The sequence below is a fragment of the Prescottella subtropica genome (genome assembly GCF_005434945.1).
In the GTDB taxonomy this organism is placed as follows: Bacteria; Actinomycetota; Actinomycetes; order Mycobacteriales; family Mycobacteriaceae; genus Prescottella; species Prescottella subtropica.
Genome location: NZ_SKCH01000003.1, coordinates 250,487 through 269,243 on the forward strand (window position 1 = coordinate 250,487; position 18,757 = coordinate 269,243).

18 protein-coding genes and 1 riboswitch are annotated in these 18,757 nt (G+C 70.1%); of the genes, 11 read left to right on the forward strand and 7 right to left on the reverse strand.

Translation table 11 applies throughout. The features are described from left to right. Nucleotides 1–16: 16 nt before the first annotated feature. The 4 genes from qcrB to ctaE form a co-directional block, all read right to left on the reverse strand. Nucleotides 17–1,660: a cytochrome bc1 complex cytochrome b subunit gene (gene qcrB, locus E0497_RS05535; RefSeq protein WP_137723779.1), complete on the reverse strand. Its 1,644-nt coding sequence runs from the start codon at nucleotides 1,658–1,660 to the stop codon at nucleotides 17–19. Then, nucleotides 1,657–2,793, reverse strand: a complete 1,137-nt coding sequence (gene qcrA / locus E0497_RS05540) for a cytochrome bc1 complex Rieske iron-sulfur subunit (RefSeq protein ID WP_137723780.1) — start codon at nucleotides 2,791–2,793, stop codon at nucleotides 1,657–1,659. Before qcrA ends, qcrB begins: the two co-directional genes overlap by 4 nt. Beyond that, nucleotides 2,790–3,662, reverse strand: a complete 873-nt coding sequence (qcrC, locus tag E0497_RS05545) for a cytochrome bc1 complex diheme cytochrome c subunit (protein ID WP_170312874.1) — start codon at nucleotides 3,660–3,662, stop codon at nucleotides 2,790–2,792. Before qcrC ends, qcrA begins: the two co-directional genes overlap by 4 nt. 64 nt (nucleotides 3,663–3,726) lie before the next feature. After that, the gene (ctaE, locus tag E0497_RS05550) at nucleotides 3,727–4,338 is read right to left on the reverse strand and encodes an aa3-type cytochrome oxidase subunit III (protein ID WP_137723781.1); all 612 of its coding nucleotides are present in this window, start codon (nucleotides 4,336–4,338) and stop codon (nucleotides 3,727–3,729) included. A gap of 126 nt (nucleotides 4,339–4,464) precedes the next feature. Here ctaE and E0497_RS05555 point away from each other — a divergent pair, with 126 nt between their 5' ends. Beyond that, the gene (locus tag E0497_RS05555) at nucleotides 4,465–4,926 is read left to right on the forward strand and encodes a hypothetical protein (protein WP_170312875.1); all 462 of its coding nucleotides are present in this window, start codon (nucleotides 4,465–4,467) and stop codon (nucleotides 4,924–4,926) included. Nucleotides 4,927–5,005: 79 nt separating this feature from the next. Then, entirely contained in the window at nucleotides 5,006–6,097 is a 1,092-nt protein-coding gene (gene trpD / locus E0497_RS05560) for an anthranilate phosphoribosyltransferase (RefSeq protein WP_137723782.1), read from the forward strand. Here the strand turns inward: trpD and E0497_RS05565 are convergent. Together E0497_RS05565 and E0497_RS05570 are read right to left on the reverse strand one after the other, a co-directional pair. Continuing rightward, on the reverse strand, nucleotides 6,084–6,359 hold the full coding sequence (locus E0497_RS05565) for an Lrp/AsnC family transcriptional regulator (RefSeq protein ID WP_137723783.1): 276 nt from the start codon (nucleotides 6,357–6,359) through the stop codon (nucleotides 6,084–6,086). The genes trpD and E0497_RS05565 overlap by 14 nt on opposite strands. Next, nucleotides 6,356–8,101, reverse strand: coding sequence for a DEDD exonuclease domain-containing protein (locus E0497_RS05570; RefSeq protein ID WP_241665722.1), 1,746 nt, complete (start codon nucleotides 8,099–8,101; stop codon nucleotides 6,356–6,358). The genes E0497_RS05565 and E0497_RS05570 overlap by 4 nt, the downstream gene beginning before the upstream one ends. A 365-nt stretch (nucleotides 8,102–8,466) precedes the next feature. Continuing rightward, nucleotides 8,467–8,633, forward strand: a riboswitch (cyclic di-AMP (ydaO/yuaA leader). Nucleotides 8,634–8,648: 15 nt separating this feature from the next. On the opposite strand from E0497_RS05570, the gene E0497_RS05575 reads away from it, so the two are divergent. From E0497_RS05575 to E0497_RS05590, 4 genes are all read left to right on the forward strand, one after another. After that, nucleotides 8,649–9,251, forward strand: coding sequence for a C40 family peptidase (locus tag E0497_RS05575; RefSeq protein WP_137723785.1), 603 nt, complete (start codon nucleotides 8,649–8,651; stop codon nucleotides 9,249–9,251). A gap of 231 nt (nucleotides 9,252–9,482) precedes the next feature. Continuing rightward, nucleotides 9,483–10,508 (forward strand): C40 family peptidase, encoded by a 1,026-nt coding sequence (locus tag E0497_RS05580; RefSeq protein WP_137723856.1) that lies wholly within the window; start codon nucleotides 9,483–9,485, stop codon nucleotides 10,506–10,508. Nucleotides 10,509–10,596: 88 nt separating this feature from the next. After that, entirely contained in the window at nucleotides 10,597–11,925 is a 1,329-nt protein-coding gene (locus E0497_RS05585) for a hypothetical protein (RefSeq protein WP_137723857.1), read from the forward strand. A gap of 37 nt (nucleotides 11,926–11,962) precedes the next feature. Beyond that, nucleotides 11,963–13,090, forward strand: a complete 1,128-nt coding sequence (locus E0497_RS05590; protein ID WP_137723786.1) for a glycosyltransferase family 4 protein — start codon at nucleotides 11,963–11,965, stop codon at nucleotides 13,088–13,090. A 154-nt stretch (nucleotides 13,091–13,244) separates the two neighbouring features. On the opposite strand, the gene E0497_RS05595 is transcribed toward E0497_RS05590, so the two are convergent. Then, on the reverse strand, nucleotides 13,245–15,056 hold the full coding sequence (locus E0497_RS05595) for an AMP-dependent synthetase/ligase (protein WP_137723787.1): 1,812 nt from the start codon (nucleotides 15,054–15,056) through the stop codon (nucleotides 13,245–13,247). A 167-nt stretch (nucleotides 15,057–15,223) separates the two neighbouring features. Between E0497_RS05595 and E0497_RS05600 the strand changes: the two genes are divergently transcribed. The 5 genes from E0497_RS05600 to E0497_RS05620 all read left to right on the forward strand — a co-directional run bounded on the left by E0497_RS05600 (nucleotide 15,224) and on the right by E0497_RS05620 (nucleotide 18,656). Continuing rightward, the gene (locus tag E0497_RS05600) at nucleotides 15,224–15,613 is read left to right on the forward strand and encodes a polyketide cyclase / dehydrase and lipid transport (RefSeq protein ID WP_137723788.1); all 390 of its coding nucleotides are present in this window, start codon (nucleotides 15,224–15,226) and stop codon (nucleotides 15,611–15,613) included. A gap of 88 nt (nucleotides 15,614–15,701) precedes the next feature. Continuing rightward, nucleotides 15,702–16,142: an SRPBCC family protein gene (locus E0497_RS05605; protein WP_137723789.1), complete on the forward strand. Its 441-nt coding sequence runs from the start codon at nucleotides 15,702–15,704 to the stop codon at nucleotides 16,140–16,142. A 29-nt stretch (nucleotides 16,143–16,171) separates the two neighbouring features. Continuing rightward, entirely contained in the window at nucleotides 16,172–17,332 is a 1,161-nt protein-coding gene (locus tag E0497_RS05610) for an ArsA family ATPase (protein ID WP_137723790.1), read from the forward strand. Beyond that, complete coding sequence (locus E0497_RS05615) at nucleotides 17,329–17,697, forward strand: hypothetical protein (RefSeq protein WP_241665724.1); 369 nt, start codon at nucleotides 17,329–17,331, stop codon at nucleotides 17,695–17,697. Before E0497_RS05610 ends, E0497_RS05615 begins: the two co-directional genes overlap by 4 nt. After that, nucleotides 17,694–18,656, forward strand: coding sequence for an ROK family protein (locus E0497_RS05620; protein ID WP_137723792.1), 963 nt, complete (start codon nucleotides 17,694–17,696; stop codon nucleotides 18,654–18,656). The genes E0497_RS05615 and E0497_RS05620 overlap by 4 nt, the downstream gene beginning before the upstream one ends. The last annotated feature ends 101 nt before the right edge of the window (nucleotides 18,657–18,757 follow it).

Sequence of the window (18,757 nt, forward strand, 5' to 3'; positions counted from 1 at the left end):
CCGTCGCCGGTGGCGATCAGTGCTCGCTGTCGCCGGAGGTGATACCGCGGTTGCGGTTCTGGTACTCCGAGAGGATGCGCAGCTGCTCGTGCTCGCCCGCATGCTCGGCGGCCTCGAGTGCCTGGCTCTGCTCGACCGGATCCGGGGTGACCCAGCTGCCGGAGCCGGGCTTGCCGGCCGAACCGAGCTTGTTCATCTTCTTCGGGACCGCAGCACCCTGGTACTCCAGCGGGATCGGGTGGCCGTGATCGTCGACCGGGCCGAGCGGCTGGTGGATCTCGACGTACTCACCGTGCGGCAGACGCTTGATGATGCCCGTCTCGATGCCGTGCTCGAGCACCGCGCGGTCGCTGCGCTGGAGACCCAGGCAGAACCGGTAGGTGACGTAGTAGGCGATCGGAGGCAGAACCACCATGCCGATACGGCCGATCCAGGTCATCGCGTTCAGCGAGATGTCCAGGTGGTAGGCGATGATGTCGTTGATGCAGGACAGCGTGAGGACGATGTAGAACGCGATGGCCATCGCACCGATACCGGAACGCACCGGAACGTCACGCGGACGCTGCAGCAGGTTGTGGTGTGCGTCGTCCTTCGTGAACTTCTTCTCGATCCACGGGTAGGCGATCAGCAGTGCGAACGTGATGCCCATGATCAGGGCGACCGCGAACACCGCGGGGATCGTGTACCGGTCGAACAGGTAGATCTCCCACGCCGGCCACAGGCGGGCCATACCGTCGGTCCACATCATGTAGAAGTCGGGCTGCGAACCTGCCGACACCTGCGACGGGTTGTACGGGCCGATGTTCCAGATCGGGTTGATCTGCAGCAGGCCGCCCATGAGCGCCAGGATGCCGAACGTGAACGCGAAGAACGAACCGCCCTTCATCGCGAACACCGGGAGGATCCGGACACCGACGACGTTGTTCTCGGTGCGGCCGGGGCCGGGGAACTGCGTGTGCTTCTGGTACCACACCAGCGCGAGGTGCGCGGCGATGAGGGCCAGCAGGATACCCGGGATGAGCAGCACGTGCGCGACGTACAGACGCGGGATGATCAGGGTGCCGGGGAAGTCGCCACCGAAGATCAGCCAGTGCAGCCACGTGCCGGCGATCGGCACACTCAGGGTGATGCCGGACAGCGCGGCGCGCAGACCGGTACCGGACAGCAGGTCGTCCGGAAGCGAGTAGCCGAAGAAGCCCTCGAACATCGCCAGGATCAGCAGCAGCGAGCCGATGACCCAGTTCGCCTCACGCGGGCGACGGAACGCACCGGTGAAGAAGATGCGGAACAGGTGCACGATGATCGACGCGGCGAACATCAGTGCGGCCCAGTGGTGGATCTGACGGACGAACAGGCCGCCGCGCACCTCGAACGAGATGTTCAGGGTGGTCTCGTAGGCGCGGGACATCTCGACGCCGCGGAGCGGCTCGTAGGCACCGTTGTAGGTGACCTCGGCCAGCGACGGGTCGAAGAACAGCGTCAGGTAGACGCCCGAGATCAGCAGGATGACGAAGCTGTACAGCGCGATCTCGCCGAGCATGAACGACCAGTGGGTCGGGAAGACCTTGTTGATCTGGCGCTTCATGCCGGCCGCGAGATGGTACCGAGAGTCGACGTTCTCGGCAGCCTCCGCGACACGGGACTGGGTTGCAGTACTCACGGGCGACGCTCCCAAAATGCCGGGCCGAGGGCTTCGATGAAGTCACCGTTGGCGACGAGGTAGCCCTCTTCGTTCACAGTAATAGGCAGCTGCGGAAGAGCACGAGCGGCGGGACCGAAGATCGGCTTGCCGTACTGCAGCGCGTCGAACTGCGACTGGTGGCACGGGCACAGGATTCGGTTGGTCTGCTGCTCGTACAGCGACGTGGGGCAGCCGAGGTGGGTGCAGATCTTCGAGTAGGCGAGGTAGTCGCCGTAGTTGAAGCTCTCCTGGCCCTTGCGCTTGACGACGCGCTCGGTGTCCTCGGTGCGCAGACGGATCAGCATGACGGCGTTGCGGATACCGCGCAGCGCCTTGAACAGTGCGTCGTTGTCACCGCGATCGGACTCACGGAACGGGAACACCGTCTCCATGCCGCCGGCGTCGAGGTCTTCCGGACGGACCAGCACGATGTCGTGCGGGCGACCGGTGTCACGACGCAGGTAGACGGTCTCGCCCGGGTAGCGCGGGGTCCAGCCGGACACCCACAGCGGCGACTTGTCGCCCTGGGCCCACGGGTTCTTGATCATGCCGCCGAGGGGCATGACCGACATGATGCCGACCGCGCCGCCACCGAAGATCAGGCTGCGCTTGATCATCTTGCGGCGGCCGATCGTCGACTTGTCGAGCGTGTCGGACAGCTGCGCCGCGAGGGTGCGCTTGTCGACCTCGGCGGAACCGCCGTCGTGGCGGTCCTGGATCGAGACCTCTTCGGGGATGAACTTCTTGGTGAACTTCACCGCACCGACACCGACCGCGGTGATGGACAGACCCATGGTCAGGCCGATCAGCGGGGTGTACAGGTTGTACGCCGAGTAGGACTCGTCGTTCGGGCCGGCCCACTCCCACGGCCAGAACAGGAAGATGCCGATGAAGGCGAGTGCCGAGACACCCGCGAGGGCGAACCAGAAGGCGACCGAACGCTCGGCGCGCTTCTCGGCCTTGGTGCCCTCGACCGACCAGCGGTCCCGTTCGAACGCGACATCGACGCCGTCGAGGTTGGTACCGAGTTCGACCAACTCGTCCCGGCTCATCCGGTCGAGTTCATCGTCCGTGTACTTCTTCGGCGTGCCGCCGCTGCCGGCGTCGCTCATGACCTTGCTCCGATCCACATTGCTGCACCGACGACAGCGACGATGCCGAGAACCCACATCGTGATGCCCTCGGAGGCCGGGCCGAGGCCACCGAGACCGTATCCGCCCGGATCCTTGACCTCGGCGGACTGCTTGACGTAGGCGATGATGTCCTTCTTCTCCTCGACCGTCAGCTGACGGTCGGAGAACTTGGGCATGTTCTGGGGGCCCGTGACCATGGCGGCATAGATCTGCTGCTCGCTGGCCGGATCCAGAACAGGGGCGTACTTACCGGAGGACAGCGCGCCGCCGCGTCCGGTGAAGTTGTGGCACGACGCGCAGTTCATGCGGAACAGCTCGCTGCCGCGGGCGATGTCGCCGCCACGCAGCGACGACTGTGCGATCTCGCCGTTCTCGTCGCGGATGATGGTCGGGCCACCACCCTGCGACTGCACGTACGCGCCGATGGCGTCGGTCTGACGGGCGTCGAACTTGGCGGGCTTGCGAGCAGCCTGCGCCTCGTTACGAGCGGCCGGCATACGACCGGACGACACCTGGAAGTAGACGGCTGCCTCGCCGACACCGATCAGGCTGGGGCCGCGATCCGCGACGCCCTGCAGGTTCGCGCCGTGGCACGTGATGCAGGACGTGTCGTAGAGCTGCTTGCCCTCGCGGATCAGCGCAGCGGAATCGTCGCTCGCGGTGGCGACCTGCGGGGCAGGCGTCAGAGCGGAAGCGATGAATCCGGCGCTCACGAGACCGAGCATGAGGATCAACGCGCCACTGACGCGCCGACGCAGCTTGCGCTGCCGGCGCGCCTTGGTGGCGGAACCTGTCGTGGTGCGGTCGGGCATGTCACCCTCGGTTGCGGGAGGGGGGGATGAACTCATCTGTATCCCTTTGGGTATGTCGGGACGACTGAAGCGTCAGGGGGCTGCCTGGTCGTTCAGCTGGCTAACGGATGAAATAAATCGTGGCGAACAGGCCGATCCACACAATGTCGACGAAGTGCCAGTAGTACGAAACGACGATCGCCGCAGTGGCCTGTGCAGGCGTGAACTTGCTGACCTTGGTGCGGACGATCAAGAAGACGAACGCGATCAGGCCGCCGATGACGTGCAGGCCGTGGAAACCGGTCGTCATGTAGAAGACCGAGCCGTACACGCTGCTCGAGATGGTCGTGCCTGCATGCACCAGGTGGTAGTACTCGTAGCCCTGCCCGAGCACGAAGAACGTGCCCATGGCGAGGGTGAGCAGATACCACCGCCGGAGTCCGAAGACGTCACCCTTCTCTGCCGCGAAGACACCCATCTGGCAGGTGAAGGAAGACGCGATCAGCACCAGGGTCACCGGTACCGCCAACGCGAGATTGAGCTCGGTCGGTTCCGGTGGCCAGTTCCCATTCGCCTGTGCTCGTGCAACGAAGTACATGGCGAAGAGCCCTGCAAAGAACATGAGCTCACTTGACAACCACACGATGGTGCCGACGCTGACCATGTTTGGCCGGTTCAGCGAGTGCACGCGCTGGGTGATTGCCGATCCTGAAGTCCCTACTGCGCTCGTCACGCTGAGAAGTATGACGCCTTGTCGTAAAGGAAAGCCACCCGGGTCCGGCATCGGCGCGTCGGTGCACGTCAGAGGCGGTTCGATCACGGTTACGGAGGCGGTCGTCGGACGTGACAGAGTGGGCGCATGGAACTCGGCAGCGGTGTCACTCGTTGGGTGCGGGGAATTCTGTCGCGGCGGCGGCCCGAACCGCTCGACCGCACTCGCGCAGACCTCGTGGTCGTGGTGTCGGGGTTCGACGACGTGGAGTCGTGTTCGGCGGTGCTGGAGCGCGGTGCGGCCGGGTCCCCGGAGTGGATCGCGGACGCGGAGGCCGTCCTGCGGCATCACCTGCACCTGCCGGCGGTCGCGGTCGACGCGGTGACGGCGATCGCCGCGCAGGACGGCTATGCACCTTCCGCGGACCTCGATGCCGGTACGGAGGGACCTGCCGGTACGGACGGCACCGTCGTGCTGCTGCTCGAGCGGGTGCAGGTGCTCGACGCCCTGCACTGCTCGCAGGAACGTTCACGTATGGCCGGCCTCGCCCAGCGGCACGGTGGCACCGCGCTCGGCTGGGACGGGCTGCAGCCGCTGCCACCGGCATGACCGGAGTGTGCGCGCACTAAGCTGCGGTGCGACGAGGATCACCGAGCAGTCGGTGGACGAGGAAGTAGAAGGGGTCGTGATGGAGCGACGGTCGGCAGCGCAGGGCACACAGCGAGGGACGGGCGCGGTCGACCGGAGCTGGCCCGCCGTCCTCGGCGCCCTCACCGATCGACGTGACCTGTCGGCCGCCGACACCGCGTGGGCGATGGACGAGATCATGTCCGACAACGCGACCGCGGCGCAGATCGCGGCGTTCGGCGTCGCATTGAAGATGAAGGGCGCCACGCCCGGCGAGCTGGAGGGCCTGGCGGACTCGATGCTCGGGCATGCGACGACCGTGCCGGTGTCGCCGGACGTCGTCGACATCGTCGGCACGGGCGGGGACCGCTCCAACACCGTCAACATCTCGACGATGGCGTCGGTCGTCGTGGCCGCGGCCGGGGTCCGGGTCGTCAAGCACGGGAACCGGGCGGCGTCGTCGAAGAGTGGCGGTGCCGACGTTCTCGAGGCGCTCGGGGTGCACATCAATCTCGGTGCGGCGGCCGTCGCACGGTGTGTCGACGAGGCCGGGATCGGTTTCTGTTTCGCGCCGGTGTTCCATCCGGCGCTGCGGTTCGCGGGGGCGCCGCGCAAGGAGATCGGCATCCCGACCGTGTTCAACGTGCTCGGTCCGCTGACCAACCCGGCCCGCCCGCGTGCGGGCCTGATCGGGTGCGCGTTCGAGGACCTGATCGAGGTGATCGCCGGTGTGCTCGCGGGACGCGGCAACTCGGCGCTGGTGGTGCGCGGCGACGACGGCCTCGACGAGCTCACGACGTCGACGACGTCGGTGGTGCACGTCGTGTCCGGGGGGACGGTGCGGACGCAGAAGCTGGATCCGACGGATCTGGGGATCACCCGGGTGTCCCTCGACGCGCTGCGCGGCGGCAACGCCGACCACAATGCGCGGGTGGCGCGGGGAATCTTCGCCGGCGACCCCGGTCCGGTGCGGGACGCGGTCCTGTTGAACGCGGCCGGCGCGATCGCGGCGTTCGACGGACTCGAGGGTGACCTCGAGGAGTCGCTGGCGGCGGGAATGCGCAAGGCCGCCCACGCGATCGACTCGGGGGCGGCCTCGGCGCTGCTCGACCGGTGGGCGTCGCTGACGACGCAGTTGGCTACTCCCCGATAGAGAACGCGGCCTCGACGTCGGCGCTCGAGTAGGACTGGAACGCGATGTGCGTCGCGGTCCGGAGCACCCCGGGCACCTTGTTGATGCGTTCGGTGACGACCTCGGCGATCCGGGCGTGGTCGCGGACCTTCACGATCGCGATCAGATCGACGTCCCCGGCGCACGAGTAGACCTCGGACACGCCGTCGACGTCGGCGACCGCTTGCGCGGTCTCCGGGATCCGGTCGGACTCGGCGTGGATCATGACGATCGCGTTGATCATGTGGCTCCTCGGGTGTTCTGGCGTTCGGTGAACACAGTAGGCGGTTGTGCGTCGCGGGCGAGCGCGTACCAGCTCTCCCACGCGCCGGCCCCGTGCGCGGGTTCGCGCCAGCCGTCGCTGACCCGCACGATCCGCACACCGTCACTCTCGAGCCAACGGGCGACGAGCGCGAGCTCTTCGGGTGAGGCGCCGCGCAGCGGGGTGTCGTCGGGCCGGACGGTCTCGGCGGCGGCGGTGAGGGCGTCGACGACCGGCATCGGCGGCACCCCGCGGTCGGCGATCCCGGCCGACGCCAGCCGGCCGGACCGGATCACCGCGAACTCCCAGCCGCCCTCGGTCCGGGGCCGCGCGGCGACGAGTTCGTCGACGGCGGCGAGCGCGGCGAGGCGTTGCAGGCGGCGCAGTACCGTCCCGAACGTCGCGACCCGGTCGCGGAGCCGGGCCGCGTTCTCGAACAGTTGGTCGGCGGCGAGCCGGTCGACACGATCACGCATCCGGTGCAGGGCGGTGTCGTCGTCGCCCCGGATCAGCGAGCGCGCCCGCTCGGGGGCGATCCGGTAGCCGTCCGGGTCGTCGGCGATCGCGGGGCAGCCACCGACCTCGCGGGGCGGGCACTGCGGACCGTGGTGCCGGCCCCGGCCGATCCGGGTCGTGCAGGTGCGCAGGCCGCAGAACTCGGCGAGCGTGAGGGCGGCGTCGGCGGCGTCGGTGCGGGACCGGAACGGGCCCAGCGCGTCGGGGGCCGGGGTGCGGACCACCGACGGCCGCGGGAACGCCTCGTCGGTGAGCACGACCCACCAGCCGCGCATCGGGAACTTCGACCGCCGGTTGTACGGCGGGACGTGCGCGCCGATCAGCCGCAACTCGCGCACCCCGGCCTCGAGTGCGTGCGCGCATTCGACGTGGTCGACGCGGGTGGCGAGCCCGATCATCTCCGTCATCCGGCTGCGCGTCTCCGAGCCGGTGAAGTAGGTGCGGACCCGGCGCCGCAGATCGACCGCGGTCCCGACGTAGAGCACCTCGTCGGACGGACCTCGGAACAGGTAGACGCCGGGTGTACAGGGCAGTCCGTCGGCCAGGGTGCGCTTGGCGCGCTGCGCCGCCGACACCCGCGGCCGATGGTCGAGCAGCTCGGGCAGGCTGTGCACGCCCTGATTGCCGACCCGCCCGATGAGGGCGTGCAGGACGTCGACGGTGGCGCGGGCGTCGTCGAGCGCGCGGTGGGTGGGGGTGGTGTCGGCCCCGAACAGTCGGGCGAGCGCGGACAGTTTCACCGACGGCGCCTCGTCGCGGCCGAGGATCCGGCGGGCGAGTTTGACGGTGCACAGCACCTGGAACGGGGGCCAGGGCAGGTCGAGGCGGGCCGCGGCGGCCTTCAGGAATCCGATGTCGAAGCCGGCGTTGTGCGCGACGAGGACCGCGCCGCCGGCGAATTCGAGGAACGCCGGGAGGACGGTCTCCATCCGGGGAGCTCCGCGCACCATCGCGGTCGTGATGCCGGTGAGCTCGACGATGTACGGCGGGATCTCCCGGTCCGGGTCGACGAGGGTGGCCATCTCGCCGAGGATCTCGCCGCCGCGCACCCTGACCGCGCCGATCTCGGTGATCGCATCGGTGGCGGCGCTGCCGCCGGTGGTCTCGAGGTCGACGACGACGAACGTGACGTCGCGCAGGGGAGTGTCCAGTTCGTCGAAGGACAGTTGTCGTTCACCGGCGCCGCGGGCTCGGTCGGGGGCACTCACGTCTGTCGAGGATAGGGGCGCCCCCCGACAGGGGCGCTCCCGCTGCCGGGCGCGGAGCATTCGGCCCGGAAGAGACGAGCATCACAATGCGTGTGCGACGGTCGGTGCGCCGGGGGTCGGCGCGCGTCGCCCGGGTGTCGGGGATTCGGGGCCGGCAGCGGCGTCGGAGCAGCGGCGGAGCGGGCTCGGCACCGGAAGCGAGTCGGTCGTTATCGACTCGTGACGGGATCGGCGAACCGGGATGCCAAAAATGATGCAAAACGGTCTAAAAGGGCATTTTCCGCGCGTTCGAGTCGACACGACGGATGCGCTTTCGTAATCTTCTCGAGACCTAGCGGAGTCTTGCCGCCCCACCCGGAGCGGCATCGCTGGGACCGCCTAATCGGAACCTCCTCGGAGGGGACGTGCCGGGAACCCACGTTTTCTTTGGGGTGAATCCCGTCGGAGCCGCACTCGCGGTGCCGCCGGGTAGGGCTGATCTTCCCAGCCCGAACCCGTCAGCTAACTCGGTCGGCGGACGAACGGAAGAAACGGAGTTCCCCTTCTCGTGGCGTCAACTACTTTCAAGCGTTCCGCGCGGCGCGCCGCCGTCGCCGGCGCACTTGCCGTCGGAGCAGTCACGGTCACCGCAGCACCGGCGCTCGCCGATCCCGTCGACGTGCCGGGTGTCGGCACCGTGGAGATCCCCGGCGTGACGCAGGCGCAGGTCGACTCCGCGATCGGCGCCATCGCGCCCGGTATCGCCCAGCAGTTCGGCACCGGAAGCGTCGCACCGGAACTCCCCGCCGCCCCGGCGCCCGTCTCGAGCCTCGGCCAGCAGGCCGTCAAGGCCGCGGAGTCCCGCCTCGGCTCGCCGTACGTGTACGGCGCCGCCGGTCCGGACGCGTTCGACTGCTCTGGCCTGGTCCAGTGGTCCTACCAGCAGGCCGGCCTGAACCTTCCGCGCACGAGCTACCAGCAGGCCGCCGCCGGCATCGCGGTGTCGTACGACGACCTGCAGCCCGGCGACGTGGTCTCCTTCTACAACGGCAGCCACTCCGGCATCTACGCCGGCAACGGCAACGTCATCCATGCATCGACGGCCGGTCAGCCGGTCAAGTACGCGCCCGTGTCGTCGATGCCGTTCGACGGCGCACGCCGCTACGCCTGACGCGTCCCGCGGTTCCACGCCCCGGGGGCGGTTCCGACATTCGGTCGGGGCCGCCCCCGGGGCGTTGCGCGTCGGGAGGCGAGGTGGACACGACTCGATGCCGTTCCGTAACCTGATCGAGACCTTTGGAGTCCGCTGCGGGCGTGAGCCGCGCGGACGGAACCGATCCCAGAAACGGAGAGTCGCGCTGCCGTGCCCGTCCCCGAACCGTCGTCGACGATCAAACGTTCGATGCGTGCCGCCCTGGTGGCGGGCATGCTCTCGCTGACGCTCGTCGGGATTCCCGGCCCCGTCGCCGTCGCCGACCCCGTCGTGGACGACCCGACCGCCGCACTCGAACAGCTCGCGGACCTGTCCCGGGAATCCGAACGGACCACCGAGGTGCTGCACGCCGCGCAGATCGATCTCGACGGCAAGCAGGCGACCCAGCGGGACGCGGAGGCCCGTCTGGCGGCCGACCAGGGTGCGCTCGCCGCGGCGCAGACCCGGCTCGAGGAGTTCCGGCCCACCGTGAACGCACTCGTGGCCGCGAGTTACCAGGGGGCCCGCACCAACCGGTTGTTCGCGGTGATGACGAGCGATTCGCCGCAACAGCTGCTCGACCAGATGTCGGCGCTCGACGTGATCTCGAACGACACGTCGAAGGCGGTGGGACAGTTCCGGCAGGCCACCGCGGATGCGAAGGCGGCCGCGGACGCGTCCCGGACGTCCGCGGACGCCGCCCGCGCGGCCACCGAACAGGCCCGGCTCGTCAGCGACGACCTCCAGCACGAACAGAGCGAACTGCAGAAGCAGATCGACGCCGTCACCCGCGCATTCGACCGGCTCACCGGGGCGGAGCGGGCGCAGCTCGCCGGCTCCGCGTTCCCTCCCGGGTTCGACGCCGGCCGTATCCTGACCGGTCTCGCCCCCGGATCGGGGTCGGCGGCGTTGCAGGCAGGCCTGACGCAGGTGGGCAAGCCCTACAACTGGGGTGCGACCGGACCCGACTCGTACGACTGCTCGGGGCTGGTCGTGTGGGCGTACCGGCAGACGGGCACGACGCTGCCGCGCTCGAGTCAGGCGCAGGCACAGGGCGGCATCCCGGTCGACCGCTCGCAGTTGCAGCCCGGCGACGTCGTCCTCTTCTACGACGACGCGTCGCACGTCGGTATCTACGCCGGGGACGGCAACGTCCTGCACGCATCGACGTACGGAACCCCGGTGAAGGTCGATTCGATGGCGTCGATGCCGTTCCACGGGGCGCGCCGATACTGACCGCGTGCACCCGGTGTGAGGCTCGCCTCCTACACTTTCGGACGTGCCCGACGACGCCCCCCTCCCGAGTCCCCCGCCGAAGCGGCGGGTGCGCCGGTGGGAATGGATCGGGCTGACCGGTCTCGGTGTCGCGACGGCCGTGGTGTTGTCGCTGGCGGCGTTCTCCCAGCCGACGGCCGGCCCGGACGTCCGGGCCGATGTTCCGGTCGCCGACCCGTACGACGACGGTCGCCGTGCGGCGGCGCAGGTGGTGCTCGACGAGTGGGCCCGGGCGGTCCGCTCCGGGGACACCGAGGCGCTGCCCGCCCTGTTCGACCCCGGCGCCGATCCGGGCTTCCTCGATGCGGAGATCCGTCGGGCACGTAACGCGGCGGCGGTGCCGTTCTCGGAGTTCGCCTACGACATCGGGTCCGATCCGGAGGCGCCGGTTCCGTCGGAGGTCGCCGACCGTCTCGGCGCGTCGGACGTGTGGGCGCCGACGGTGTACCTGCGGTACGCGATCGCGGGCGCGGACCCGGCGCCGACCCGCAAGCCCGTCTCGCTGCTCCTCGCCCGGCACGGCGACGAGTGGAAACTGGTCGACGACACCACCGGTGGCGACTCCGGTCGCGAGACATGGCGCGGCCCCTGGGATTTCGGGCCCCTCGTGGTGCGGGAGGTGCCCGGTGCGGGTGGCCGCTCCTCGATCGTGCTGGGGCACCCGGAGCAGGCCGCGATGATCGATCGGCTCGCCGCGGAGATCGGTGACGCCGTCGACCACGTCACCGACGTGTGGGGTGAGGACTGGTCGCGCCGCGCCGTCGTCGTGGTCGCGGGCTCGCGGGACGAGTTCGTCTCGCTGGTGGGTGAGGAACACAGCGGTTCGGACATCGCGGCCGTCGCGGTGTCCGACGCGGTCGACCACGGCACCCGGACCGCGACCGGTCAGCGGATCGTGTTCAGCCCGGAATCGGCCGAACGTTTGACGGACCTGACCCGGATCGTGGTGCTCCGGCACGAACTGACCCACGTCGCGGCCCGACCGGTCACCGAGGACGGCTCGCCGATGTGGATCCTCGAGGGCTACGCCGACTACATCGGTTACCGCGGTGTGGAATCGACGTTCGGGTCCCTCGCACCCACCCTGAGCGCCGCGGTGGCCGCGGGCGGACCGCCGACGGCGCTACCGGCCGATGCCGACTTCGGGGCCGGTGGGGACGTGGCCCGCCGCGCCTACGAATCGTCGTGGTCACTGGCGGCGTTCGTCGCGGACGAGTACGGCGAGCAGCGACTCGGGGAGCTGTACCGGGACCTCGCGCAGGGCCGTGCCACGGCCGCACAACTCGACGACCGGATCCGGGACGCGTTGGGGGAGAGCAGCGGCGATCTGGCCCGGTCGTGGGGGACGTGGGTCGAGCACCAGGTGCCGCGACCCTGACTCCTGGGCCGGGAGCCCCGACCCCTACGGTGGACGCATGCGCCGAACACTGTTGGTGACGAACGATTTTCCGCCCCGACCGGGTGGGATCCAGTCGTACCTGCACACTTTCGCCGGCCGACTGCCGGCCGACGAACTGGTGGTGTACGCCCCGCGCTGGCGCGGCGACAGCCACACCCGGTTCGACGCCGACCAGCCGTACGACGTGGTCCGGCATCCGACGACGCTCATGCTGCCCACCCCGTTCGTCGCGCGGCGGGCGGCGACCCTCGTCGAACGGTACGAGTGCGACACCGTGTGGTTCGGGGCGGCGGCCCCGCTGGCGCTGCTCGCACCGGCCGTGCGCCGGGCCGGTGCCCGGCACGTCGTCGCCTCCACCCACGGGCACGAGGTGGGCTGGTCGATGATTCCCGGTGCGCGTCAGGCGCTTCGACGGATCGGCGAGCACACCGACACCGTCACGTTCGTGAGCAGGTACACGCGTGGACGGTTCGCGTCCGCGTTCGGCGCCGACGCCGCGCTCGAGCATCTGCCGCCGGGCGTCGACCCGGACACGTTCCGCCCGGATCAGGCCGCACGCGCGGAACTGCGCGCCCGGTACGGGCTGGGGGAGCGGCCGACGATCCTGTGCCTGTCCCGACTGGTACCTCGCAAGGGGCAGGACCAGTTGATCCGGGCACTGCCCGCGATCCGGCGCCGAATCGACGGCGCGGTCCTGGTGATCGTGGGCGGCGGCCCGTACGCGGAGCGTCTGCACGCGCTCGCCGAGACGTGCGGGGTGGCCGAGCACGTCGTGTTCACCGGCGGGGTACCGGCCGCGGAACTGGCCGCACACCACACGATCGCGGACGTGTTCGCCATGCCGTGCCGCACCCGTGGCGGCGGCCTCGACGTCGAGGGCCTGGGCATCGTGTTCCTGGAGGCGTCGGCGTCGGGGGTGCCCGTGATCGCGGGCCGCTCCGGGGGAGCGCCGGAGACCGTCGTCGAGGGCGAGACCGGGTTCGTGGTGGACGGAACCGATGTGGACGACGTCGCGGAGAAGGTGATCGCCGTGCTGTCCGACCCCGAGCGGGCGGCCGCGATGGGTGCGGCCGGGCGGGAGTGGGTGCAGGCGCACTGGCGGTGGGACGTGCTCGGTGCGCGCCTGCGCACACTGCTGGCCTGAACCGGCCGACTCCGACCTGCGCCGCGGTACCCGAGTCCTACCCCCGACAGGGGACTCGGATACCGCGGCGCAGAAGGCCTTCCCACCCCCGACGTGTGGGAACACCTCGCGACGAGAGTCCCACGCGGACCGTTGCAACTACGTTGCAACGTGATTACCCGGCGTAGATCTTCTCGATGTCGGTGGCGAAGCTCTCGTGTACGACGTTCCGCTTGAGTTTCATCGTCGGGGTGAGTTCGCCGGTCTCCTCGGTGAAGTCGACGGGCAGGATGCGGTACTTCTTGATCGACTCGGCGTGCGAGACGAGTTTGTTGGCGTCGGCGACGGCGGCGTCGATCTCGGCGACGAGGTCGGCGTCGGTGAGCAGGTCCGCGACGGTGGCGCCGGCGGGTTTGCCGTTGCGTTCGCTCCAGCCGGGCAGAGCCTCGGCGTCGATCGTGACGAGGGCACCGATGAACGGTTTCTGGTCGCCGACGACGATGGCCTGGCTGATCAGCGGGTGCGCGCGCAGGTGGTCCTCGAGTTGCGCGGGGGCGACGTTCTTGCCGCCCGCGGTGACGATGATCTCCTTCTTGCGGCCGGTGATGGTGAGGTAGCCGTCGGCGTCGACGGTGCCGAGGTCGCCGGTGTGGAACCAGCCGTCGGCGAGGGCTTCCGCACCGGCCTTCTCGTTGCGCCAGTACCCGGTGAAGACGACGGGGCCGCTGAGCAGGATCTCGCCGTCGGCGGCGATGCGGACGGCGTTGCCGGCCAACGGTTTTCCGACCGAGCCGATCTTCTGGTTGCCGATCGTGTTGACGGTGATCGCGGCGGTCGTCTCGGTGAGGCCGTAGCCCTCGTAGATGGTGACGCCGAGGCCGCGGAAGAAATGCCCGAGCCGGGAGCCGAGCGGGGCGCCTCCGGAGATCGCGAGCTGGCACCTGCCGCCGAGCGCGGCCCGCAGCTTCGAGTAGACGAGCTTGTCGAAGATCGTGTGCTTGATGCCCAGCAGCAGGCCCGGTCCGCCGGTGTCCTGCGCTTCGCTCCATTCGACGGCGGTGGCGGCGGCGAGGTCGAAGATCTTGCCCTTGCCCTCGCTGTGCGCCTTCTGCCGGGCGGTGTTGTACACCTTCTCGAACACGCGCGGCACGGACAGGATGAAGTCGGGCCGGAACTGCGCGAACGTCGGGACGAGGTTCGGGATGTCGCTGGTGTGCCCGAGGGTGGCGCCGGCGTCGAACGCGGCGATGGACACCGCCCGTGCCAGCACGTGCGCCAGCGGCAGGAACATCAGTGTGCTCACGCCCGGCTGGGTGAGCAGGCCGCCGAGGGGCGACGCGACGATGCCCTTCGACTCGGCGATGAGGTTCGCGTGGGTGAGCTGGCAGCCCTTGGGTCGGCCGGTGGTCCCCGACGTGTAGATGAGCGTCGCCGGATCGGACGAGCGCAGCGCGGCGACCCGGGCGGTGACCTCGTCGTCGGCGATGTCGGCACCGGCCGCGGTCAGGACCGCGACGGCACCGGTATCGGTTCCGGCCGGGTCGATCTGCAGGACCGCGCGCAAGTCGGGGGCGGCCGCGGCGACGTCGGCGACGGTGGCCGCGTGCTTGCCGGTCTCCACGATCAGCCCGACAGCGGCGGAGTCCTCGAGGATCCACCGCACCTGCTCGGCGGACGACGTCTCGTAGATCGGCACGGTGACACCGCCGGCCGCCCAGATGGCGTAGTCGAGCAATGGCCACTCGTAGCGGGTCGCGGACATCAGCGCGACCCGGTCGCCCGGGCGCACACCGCGGGCGATCAGGCCCTTGGCGACCGCGTCGACCTGCCCGGCGAATTCCCGTGCGCTCACGTTCGTCCAGGTGCCGTTCACCAGGCGTCGGTAGACGACGTGTCCCGGCGTCGTCCTCGCGAACTCGAAGACGGAATCGACAGCGGACGCGTCCTCCGGGACCGTGAAGCTGGCAGGAACGCTGAACTCGGGCACGACAACCTCCGGGACTGCAGATACTGGCGAGTAAGTTTTGCTGGCCCTCACGATAGACCGACGTAACGTGACGTGCGGCACTGCCGTCGACCCCACGGGCGGGGTCGGACCGCCGTCCAGTGTAATCCGGGTCACCGCCGCCGGATCCGGTGTGTGAAGCTGTGGGAGTGAGCAGCATTCAGGTCTCCGACCAGACGTTCGTAGCCGCAGCCCCGGCGAAGGTGGCCGCCCGCGTGTCCGTACCCGCACGGTGGCGGGCCTGGTGGCCGGACCTCGTCCTCGAGGTTCGAGAGGACCGGGCGGAGAAGGGAATCCGCTGGACCGTCGCCGGCCCGCTGGCCGGGACGATGGAGGTGTGGCTCGAACCGGTGATGGACGGCACCGTCGTCCACTACTTCCTGCACGCCGAACCGACCGGGGTGAGCCCGCAGGACCTGGCGTCCCTCGACCTGGCCGGCATGAATCATGCGCGCCGCGTCGCCGGCAAGGAGATGACGTTCGAGATCAAGCGGCAGCTCGAGGCCGGCCGGCCGGCCGGGGAACCGCCCGCCGCGTAGGGAATTGTGCGGTGACCGGGAAGTCGTGTGAGATGAACGTGCACGCCGCGACAGCAGCGAGCCCGTTCTGAAAGGAAGCGTCCGAGGTATGGCCGAGAAGACCCAGCGGTCGATCACCATCGACGCACCCGCCGAGCACGTGATGGGTGTGATCGCCGACTTCGACTCCTACCCCGTGTGGGTGGACGCGGCGACGTCCGTCGAGGTTCTCGCCGTCGGCCCCGGCGGCCGAGCCGAGCGAGTCCGTTTCGTCCTCGACGCCGGCATGGTCGAGGACACCTACGTCCTGCAGTACCGGTGGGCGCCCGACGCGCTGTCGGTCAGCTGGGAACTCGTGTCCGGGGAGATTCAGAAGGCGCAGCACGGCTCGTACGTCCTCGAACCGGAGAACGGCGGGGCGTCGACACGGGTGACGTACGAGCTGACCGTCGACCTGACGATCCCGATGATCGGGCTGTTCAAACGGAAAGCGGAGAAGGTCATCACCGACACCGCCCTCAAGGAACTCAAGAAGCGGGTGGAGGGCTGAACGCCGCGGGGCCCGGTGCGGGCACCGCGGTGCGACTGTTCGTCGGCAAGGGCGGGACGGGCCGGACCACCATGGCGGCCGCGACGGCGGTGGCACTCGCCGCGGCGGGACGGCGGGTACTGCTCGCGTCCCTGGACCAGGCGCACGCCCTGTCCGACGTCCTGGGCCGTCCGGTCGGACGCGGAACCGAGACCCGGATCCGGGACGGACTCGACGCCGTCGAGATCGACACGCTCACCCTGCTCGAACAGCGCTACCGCGGGCTCGTCGCGTTCCTCGCGGTCGCCGGCACCCACGATCACGGTGCACAGTTCACCGACCTCGCCCCGGAGGAGCTGACCGGGCTGCCCGGCGTCGAAGATCTCCTGGGTCTCGGCGAGATCGCCCGGTACGCGGCGGCGGGACGCTGGGACGTCGTCGTCGTGGACTGTCCGCCGACCGCGGATGCCCTGCGCGCGTTGGCGATTCCCGAGACCGTCACCGGGTACGTCGAACGGGTGTGGCCGCAGCACCGGCGGATCACCGCCGCGACGTCCGCCGACCCCCGGACGGCCTTCGCCGTCGCGATGCTCGACCGGGCCGTGGACAGCGCGGCAGCCGTCGCGGCGCTGCTCGCCGACCGGTCCCGGACCGCGCTGCGGGTCGTGTCCACGCCGGGTCGGGTCGCGGCCGCCGAGACCCGCCGGGTACTGTCGGCAGCCGCTCTCGCCGGGCTGCGCGTCGATGCGATGATCGTGAACAGGATTCTGCCGCACCCGGATTCGGTATCCGACGTCGTGGACGTCGCCACCCCGGTCCTGGTGGCGGAGTGCGCGGAGACCGAACCGACAGGGTGGGACGCCCTCGCCGCCGTCGCCGCAACGGTGTACACGGAACCCGGCGGCGCCCCGGTGGACCCGGCCGACCCGGCAGGTGCTGCCGGGGCCGAACCCGCGGTGCGGGTGGTGCGGGAATCGGGTTCGGGCGACCTGGAATCGGTGTACACGATGCGCATGCACCTGCCGCTCGTCGACCCGGGGACACTGACGTTGGGACGAGTGGAGGACGACGTGCTGGTGGGGGCCGACGGGAGACGCCGTCGCGTGCGCCTGGCCTCGGTGCTGCGACGGTGCACCGTCGCGGGCGCCGATTTCGACGGGACGGACCTGGTGGTGCGGTTCGTGCCCGACCCGGCGGTGTGGCCGCGGTGACGAACGACCATGCCGAACTGATCGCGGAACTGCGCGCCCTCGCCGACGTCGTCCTCGACCGGCTCGACCCGATCCTCGCGAAGGCGCAGCAGGCCGCCGGATCCGCCGCGACGGGCGCCGACACGGACGGCTGCCGCAGCTGCTCGTGGTGTCCGCTGTGCGCGCTCGCGGCGTTGATCCGCGGCGAACAACACGACCTGGTGACCCTCGTCGCCGGGCAGGCGTCGACGGTGCTGGCGGCACTGCGGGAGACGATCGACGCACACGAACGCGGCGCCGGCGCCCCACCCGACGGGGAACCGACGCCGCCACCACCGACACCGTCGTCGGCGTTCGCGCCGATCGACGTCACGATCACGACATGAGCGGACCCCGCTCGGGTCCCCCGACCGTCGGTATCGACGTCGGCGGCACCAGCATCCGGGCCTCGGTCGTCGACGCGGCCGGGGAGGTGCTCGACTCCGTCCGTGCGCCGACCCCGCAGTCGGCCGACGCCCTCGAGTGCGGCATCGAACGCGCCGTGCGGGAACTTGCCGCGCGGCACCCGGTCGCCGCCGTCGGCCTCGCGGTCGCCGGATTCGTCGACTCGGATCGGACGACGGTGCGGTTCGCGCCGCACCTGCCGTGGGTCGACGCACCGGTCGCCCGGATCCTCGGCGACCGGCTCGGACTCCCCGTCGTCCTCGAACACGACGCCAACGCCGCCGGCTGGGGCGAGTCCCGGTTCGGTGCCGCCGCCGGCGGCCGCAACGTCGTGGTCGTCGCCATCGGCACCGGGATCGGCGCGGCACTGCTGATCGACGGCCGGCTCTATCGTGGAAGCTTCGGCGTGGCACCGGAACTCGGCCACCTGCAGGTCGTCCCCGACGGCCGGGCCTGCGCGTGCGGCAAACGCGGCTGCTGGGAGCGGTACTGCAGTGGGACCGCGCTCGTCGAGACGGCGCTGGACCTGCTGGCCGCGGACCCGTCCGGGTCGACGGTCCTGGCCCGTGACGTCGCGGTCGATCCGGGCACGCTCACGGGCCGCCGGATCGCGGCGGCCGCAGCCGAGGGGGATCCGCTCGCGCTGGCCACCTTCGCCGACTTCGCGACGTGGCTCGGAGTGGGGTTGGCGACCGTGTCCGACGTGTTCGACCCGGACCTCGTCGTGATCTGCGGCGGCGCCGGCAGTTCGGCACCGCTGTTCCTCGACGCCGCCCGTGAACACTACGCCCGGCTGGTCACCGGATCCGGGCATCGCCCGCTGGCCCGGATCCGGCACACCCTGCTCGGGGAATCCGCCGCCGTGATCGGTGCCGCGGACCTCGCCCGGGCCGCGCTCTGATGCACGTCCGACGGTGTTCACCGGTGCCGCGGGCGACCCGGTGCGGTGTGGCAGGCGTCGAGACTGCTGAGTACAGTCTTGAGCAAAGGTAAGCCCCGGGG